At 57.3% G+C, this 6,000-nt stretch carries 5 protein-coding genes and 1 pseudogene; 3 read left to right on the plus strand and 3 right to left on the minus strand.

What is annotated here, in order from left to right:
• Positions 1–192 precede the first annotated feature (192 nt).
• A pseudogene (locus ACTQWD_RS04155) lies at positions 193–383 on the plus strand (hypothetical protein); the annotation flags it as partial.
• A 74-nt stretch (positions 384–457) separates the two neighbouring features.
• Here the strand turns inward: ACTQWD_RS04155 and ACTQWD_RS04160 are convergent.
• Positions 458–901: a helix-turn-helix domain-containing protein gene (locus ACTQWD_RS04160; RefSeq protein WP_441559332.1), complete on the minus strand. Its 444-nt coding sequence runs from the start codon at positions 899–901 to the stop codon at positions 458–460.
• Positions 902–1,007: 106 nt separating this feature from the next.
• On the minus strand, positions 1,008–2,813 hold the full coding sequence (locus ACTQWD_RS04165) for an amidohydrolase (RefSeq protein ID WP_441559333.1): 1,806 nt from the start codon (positions 2,811–2,813) through the stop codon (positions 1,008–1,010).
• 241 nt (positions 2,814–3,054) lie between these two features.
• Between ACTQWD_RS04165 and ACTQWD_RS04170 the strand changes: the two genes are divergently transcribed.
• On the plus strand, positions 3,055–3,966 hold the full coding sequence (locus tag ACTQWD_RS04170) for a response regulator transcription factor (protein ID WP_441559334.1): 912 nt from the start codon (positions 3,055–3,057) through the stop codon (positions 3,964–3,966).
• A gap of 64 nt (positions 3,967–4,030) precedes the next feature.
• On the opposite strand, the gene ACTQWD_RS04175 is transcribed toward ACTQWD_RS04170, so the two are convergent.
• Positions 4,031–4,237 carry a response regulator transcription factor gene (locus ACTQWD_RS04175; RefSeq protein ID WP_441559335.1) on the minus strand — a complete coding sequence of 69 codons (207 nt, stop codon included), beginning with the start codon at positions 4,235–4,237 and terminating at the stop codon, positions 4,031–4,033.
• A gap of 335 nt (positions 4,238–4,572) precedes the next feature.
• Here ACTQWD_RS04175 and ptcA point away from each other — a divergent pair, with 335 nt between their 5' ends.
• Positions 4,573–5,643, plus strand: coding sequence for a putrescine carbamoyltransferase (gene ptcA, locus ACTQWD_RS04180; protein WP_441056337.1), 1,071 nt, complete (start codon positions 4,573–4,575; stop codon positions 5,641–5,643).
• The last annotated feature ends 357 nt before the right edge of the window (positions 5,644–6,000 follow it).

Raw genomic sequence — 6,000 nt, forward strand, 5'->3', positions numbered from 1 at the left:
CACGTTGGGGGCATCGGCACAGGTCGATGCCCCTTTTTCAGCCGTATAAATTCCGTGCCCGCTTTTAACCGCTCGGACAGAATGTGTGTCCGGTTGCCTATCGTTCCCGCAGGCAGATAACCTTTTCCGGAACCGTTAAATACCTTTTCGGAAGAGGTGCCCATGAAGGCCGTCTATTGCCCCTACTGCGGCGGGCGGTCCTTCAGGCGCAGGACGGCCGAGTTCTGGGAGGTCTGGCCCATGCCCGAGTGCGTCGACGCGGTCCACAGGGTCGTCTTCGTCGACGGCATATACCTCGCCAGGGACCTCGTCGTCCTCATCGCGCGGTTGCGGAGGTGTGGCCGCAAACCATGGTCCAGCGCTGCCTTTGGCATGCTTTCTCCTAGGTGAATAGGCACACGACTAGTAGGCCGAGGCTGAGGGCGGTGATCGAGCTGAGGGGGGCTGGCCGTCGACCTTATACACAGTGAGACCCTGAGGGAGGCCAAGCAGCGGCGGGCGCCTTCTCGGCAGATACATCGATTGAAAGGCCCGATCCATTCTCGACAGGCACGATGCCGAACTCGTCCTCCAGCTGCAGAAGGAGGCCCAGGAGGTCTCGGGCGTTCTCTACCCTGAAGTCCTTCAGGGCAAGCGGAGAGATGTCGAGAGCTTCGGCGATGGCTTCCACCTGAGGCTGCTTGGGAGTCCTGAAATCCGTCTCATAGTGACGGATCGCGCCCTTGGAGACGCCGATTTTCTCGCCCAGCTCTCCCTGATAGAGCCCGCGAAGCTTACGGTAGTACCTGATTTTCTCGCCGGTAGTAAAGTGCGCTAAAGCAAATTGGAGAGCGAGAAGCCCTTTCGGGATACAGCGTGTTTGCGTATTGCCGCAGTGCCGGTAAGGACTGCGAAGTCGCATAGATTGGCCCCCGCGGCTCTGCGGGACTAATGACCGCAGAGCCGCGGGGGCTTGTGTTCGAGGGTTTGTGAGCCGTTCTGTAATGCTGGCACCTTCTGGCGTGGTTCTATCCCTTGTAGACGATGCGGCCGTCGGAGATGGTGTAGATCACGCGCGTGTCGGAGATGGCCTTGGCATCGGCTTCGAGAATGTTGGTATCCAGCACGACGAGATCGGCGAACTTGCCTACTTCAACGGTGCCGATAATATCGTCCATGAAGTTCTGGTAGGCGTCGTTCTTGGTGTAGGCCTCGAGCAGCTGATAGGCTGTGAGCCCCTGTTCGGGCCAGCGGGTCATGTCGGTGTCCTCTTCCTCGGGATAGGGCGAGTTGCGGGTAACGCCGACCTCGATCGCATCGAGCGGGGCAAATGGAATGACGGGGGCGTCTGAGGAGCCGCTGATGCAGATGCCTGCCTCGGCCAAGTGCTTTGTTGGGTACAACGCCATGGCGCGCTCGTCGCCGATATAGGCGCGCTCCAGGTCCATGAGATCATCGTGGTACATCATCAGGAATTGGAGATTCGCCACTACATCCAAATCGGCCATGCGCTGGATATCCTCATCGGTAATGGCGCATACGTGGGTGATCGTGTGCCGCGCGTCGCGCTTCCCATTGGTCGCCCGAGCCTCCTCGAAGGCATCAAGGGTGCCGTGAACGGCGCCGTCGCCCATGGCGTGCACGTGCACCTGAACGCCTTCTGCATCAAAGTCGTGTACAAGACGGGTAAAGTCTTCCTGAGACCAGATGGGTTCGCCGCACCAATGATCGCCGAGCCCCGTTGATTCCTGGTAGGGTTCCAGGAAGACGGCGGTGCCTCTTTCGGTCACTCCGTCGTAGAAAATCTTCACGGTATTCGAAGAAATCATGTCTGTGGCGGAGTCGTTGTAGGACTTGATGGCGGAAAGCACCTCGTCATAGGTGCGGCCTTCTTTCATAGTGGGGACGACGCGCATGCGCAGGGTCAAATTGCCCTCGTCCTCCAACTCGTGATACATGTCGATAATATCAAGACCGCCTTGGGTGATATTTGTAATGCCGGTTATGCCATAGGAGTTTGCTTCCTTCATGAATTTGCGCATGGCCTTTTTCAGATTATCGTTGGTCATGGTGTTGGGCATGATGGCGAACACAATTCCCTTGGCGGCATCGGAGACGCACCCCGAAGGCTCTCCCTTCTCATTGCGATAGAACAGGCCGCCTTCTGGGTCGGGGGTGTCGGCAGTTACGCCAGCCATTTCGAGGGCCTTGGAATTGACCCAAGCGGCGTGGTAGGAGACGTCGTGGATGAGAATGGGCTTATCGGGGCAGATGGCATCTAGATCTTCTTTCGAGGGCCCGGGATTCGAGCCGTCGGGAAGCTGGTAGGCATTGAGCATGAAAGGCGCTCCGATGTAGCCCTCCTCGTCGGGATGGGCCTCCACGAAGTCGCGGATTGCCTCGAGGTATTCCTCGTTGGTGGTAAGCCCCGTCAGGTCGATCTGGAAGAGGGCGTTGAACCAGTTGCCAGGGGCGTGGATGTGGCCGTCAATGAAGCCGGGGGAGACGAACTTGCCATCGAGGTCGATGACTTGAGTATTGTCTCCTACGAAAGCATCGATGCCCGAATCGTCGCCCACGTACACGATCTTGTTGCCCGCGATAGCGACGGCTGATGCAACATCGCTTTCTGACACCATGGTCTGCACATGGCCGTTGCGGAGCACGATATCGGCAATGTTTTGATCGGCGGAACCGGGCGTGGCATTTGATCCAGGCTGCTCCCCGGATGCGCATCCCCAGAGCCCGCCCGAGAACGCGGCAGCCGCTAGGGCGCTCGATCCAATGACGAAACGACGGCGGCTGAGAGGTTGCTTCTGATGGGATGTGCTCATAAGACCCTCCTTAATTTGGTTGCAGCGCTGTCTCTTTTTTGCGCTGCAGTAATTCAACCTTAAGAGTCAGGGGGTCCTTTGTTAAGAAAAACAGAGAGGGATTTGAGATTAATCGGAGGATGATTTTCTATCCCCCTGTCTCTGAACAGCGAAAATGCAGGGAGACAAATCGGACGTTGGGGTAGTTTTAGCTTTGGGTGCTAAATCTTCTATAATGTTGCCGCTTGATGAAGGAGGAGTCGTGTCCCTCGCTTTTCTCTACAATGTGGCAAGTTGCATCGCCTATGCGTTTGTCAGTGCTGCCTATGGGAGTCTTCACTATGTCGAGCGCAGGCGGGGCTATCTCTTCGTCGCGCTCACCTTCCTTTTGTATACGATAGATATATGTTCTGTATTCATGTATGAGTTCGTTCCGGAATTCGCGATGCAATTCGAGGGCACGCGAAACGCCTATCCTATGCTCCGCTTTGCATTCAACATGGTGGTAATCCTCTTGTATCGGCTCGTTCTCGGCAGCTTGCTCTCGCGCAGCTTCTCTCTCGTAGAGGGATTTTTTTGGGCAGTTTGCATGATGGTGGCATGGGCAAGTGGCGCTTCGTCAGTCGAATCGGTTGCACTATGGCGCGAGTTTCTCTTTACCAGGTTGTTGGCGATCTGGGTAATAGGGTACGGCATCTGCTGCTTGGCGGCAGAGTTTCGACGAATGAGCCGATGGCGATGGGTTCTCTCGCTCTTACTTGTGCTCATATATGCCTTGGCGGAAGCGGCAACGTATTTGGCCTTTAGACAGGAGGGCGGCGCGCGCTCTGTCTCTCCTCGTAGGGTTCCCGTTGAGATTATGGCGCTTTGCTTCACCGTGGCTGCGTATGTCTTTCTTGCACATCATCGGCGGATGCGTAATGTGCGGTTGGCGGAATCCCTTGTGCCCTGGATCGCTCGCGAATACGGGCTGACCAAGCGCGAGGAAGTACTGCTGTCGCTCCTCGAAAAGGGCGCATCGAACAAGGAGATTGCTGAGCAAGAATGCATTTCCGTCAACACGGTGAAAACCCACATATCGAATATTTACGCCAAGCTTGGTGTGAGTAGCCGAGACGAGCTTGCGCAAAAACTTAGAAAGGAACTGAGCGGCCGCAAGAGGGCCGGGCTCTGAGAGGCTGGGGGTCGGTGCGGCTATGCGGCCGCCCCCTACGGGATCAGCCGTCTACGGCCGTTCTTCATCCCTTCCAGAACAGCTGGGTGAGTTCTTGGCGGGTGGCGGTGCCGGTTTTCTTCAGAATGTTGTGCACATGGGCCTTCACAGTGCCCAGGGCCAGTTGCAGCGAACTGGCGATGTTCTGGTTGTCCTTGCCCTGCAGCACCTCTTTCAAGATGACGCGCTCGCGCGCGGTCAGGTGACAGTGCTCGCAGAAGGCGAGGAGCAGCTTGTCTACGTATTCTTGGGCGTCGGGCGCGTCGGTTCCTTAGAACGGAGGCGCAAGGTGTTGACAGCGGCGCACAGGGCGAAGAAACCAGTTCAATATCAATCCGTCTAGGCGTTAGGACTAGTTAGGATTAGTTAGGATTAGCTAGGATTAGCCAGGGTAAGGTGTGCGGTGAGCTAATGTAATCTGAAAATAATCCTGGTTATTTCTTCTCAAAACTACGGGTGCGCTCCATGCTGTGTGGCGCAAGGGAGCGTCTCGCTCATTTCGGGGCGCTTCATGGGAGCGCGGTCCGCAAGGGGCGGTCCGGCCAACGAATTTTGAAGGAGATTTCAATGGTCAAGGATTACATCGACACCAACGACTTCACAAAAGAAGAGCTGCTCGGCATGGTAGATCTGGCCATCGCCATGAAGGGGCTCATCAAGGAGGGCGGCGAGTACCCGCACCTGCTGAAGGACAAGACCCTCGGCATGATCTTCCAGCAGGTGTCCACCCGTACCCGCATCTCCTTCGAGACGGCCATGAGCGACCTCGGCGGTCACGCCCAGTTCTTCGGCCCCGGCTCCATCCAGCTGGGTGGCCATGAGTCCATCGAGGACTCCGGCCGCGTTATGGGAAGCCTCGTCGACATCCTCATGGCCCGCGTCGATCGTCATAAGGATGTAGTGAGCTTGGCGAAGTACTCCGCGGCCCCCGTCATCAACGGCATGAGCGAGTACAACCATCCCACCCAGGAGCTCGGCGACCTCATGACCATGATCGAGAACTTGCCCGCCGGTAAGAAGATCGAGGACTGCAAGTTTGCCTGGATCGGCGATGCCACCCAGACCTGCGCGTCGCTCATGTTCATCTGCACGAAGATGGGCATGGACTTCGTGCAGTTCGGACCGAAGGGGCATCAGATTCCCGACGGCTGCCTGCATATTGGCACCGATGAGGAGCGCGCCGAGTTCGGCAAGCATCTCATGGCTATCGGCGAGGAGAACTGCAAGGTCTCCGGCGGCACCATCACCATTTCCGACGACATTTCCTGCATCGAGGGCGCCGACTTCGTGTACACCGATGTGTGGTACGGCCTCTACGACAGTGAAGTCTCCAGCTCCAGCTACATGGATGTGTTCTATCCGAAGTACCAGGTGACCTGGGATATGATGAACGTTGCCGGTCCGAACAGCATGTTCATGCACTGCCTGCCCGCCAACCGTGGCGAGGAAGTCGTCGACGAGGTCATGGACGATCCCGAGCGCTCCCTGTGCTGGGTCGAGGCCGAGAACCGCAAGCACTCCATTCGCGCCATCCTGGCCACTCTGTGCCCCCAGAGCGAGCCCGACGAGCAGAAGGCTGCGGCATACCGCGCCACCATCAATGAGCGCATGGCCGCTCTCGGTAAGCACGGTCTGTAAGACGTACCAGGTCGGGCGAGCTACGGCTCGCCCGCCTTCGCAGGAGATGGGCGACCTCATGGCCATCGGCGAGGAGAACTGTAAAGTCTCCGACGACAACCGAGTGCATCAAGGGCGCCGACTTCATCTACACCGACGTGTGGTATGGCCTGTACGATGCTTTCTGATGGGCGGCAGCAGATGCTTGTCTCTTGCTGCCCATCATCTGCGCCACTGCTCGTAAGCACTGGCGCCCTGTCTGAAAACGACTGAGCAAAGGATTAAATATGAGTGACGGAAAGAAAAAGCTTTCCTTCCTGACGGTCATTTCGACCATCATCTGCGTCGTCTTCGTTTGCGAGGCCGCCGCTCCTGCTG

Origin of the sequence: Collinsella sp. LCP19S3_B6, from assembly GCF_052121815.1 — a bacterium.
Lineage (GTDB): Bacteria > Actinomycetota > Coriobacteriia > Coriobacteriales > Coriobacteriaceae > Collinsella.

Coding starts and splice junctions, on each gene's coding strand:
- ACTQWD_RS04160 (WP_441559332.1), bottom strand. CDS start 901: ATGCGACTTCGCAGTCCTTACCGGCACTGCGGCAATACGCAAACACGC.
- ACTQWD_RS04165 (WP_441559333.1), bottom strand. CDS start 2,813: ATGAGCACATCCCATCAGAAGCAACCTCTCAGCCGCCGTCGTTTCGTC.
- ptcA (WP_441056337.1), top strand. CDS start 4,573: ATGGTCAAGGATTACATCGACACCAACGACTTCACAAAAGAAGAGCTG.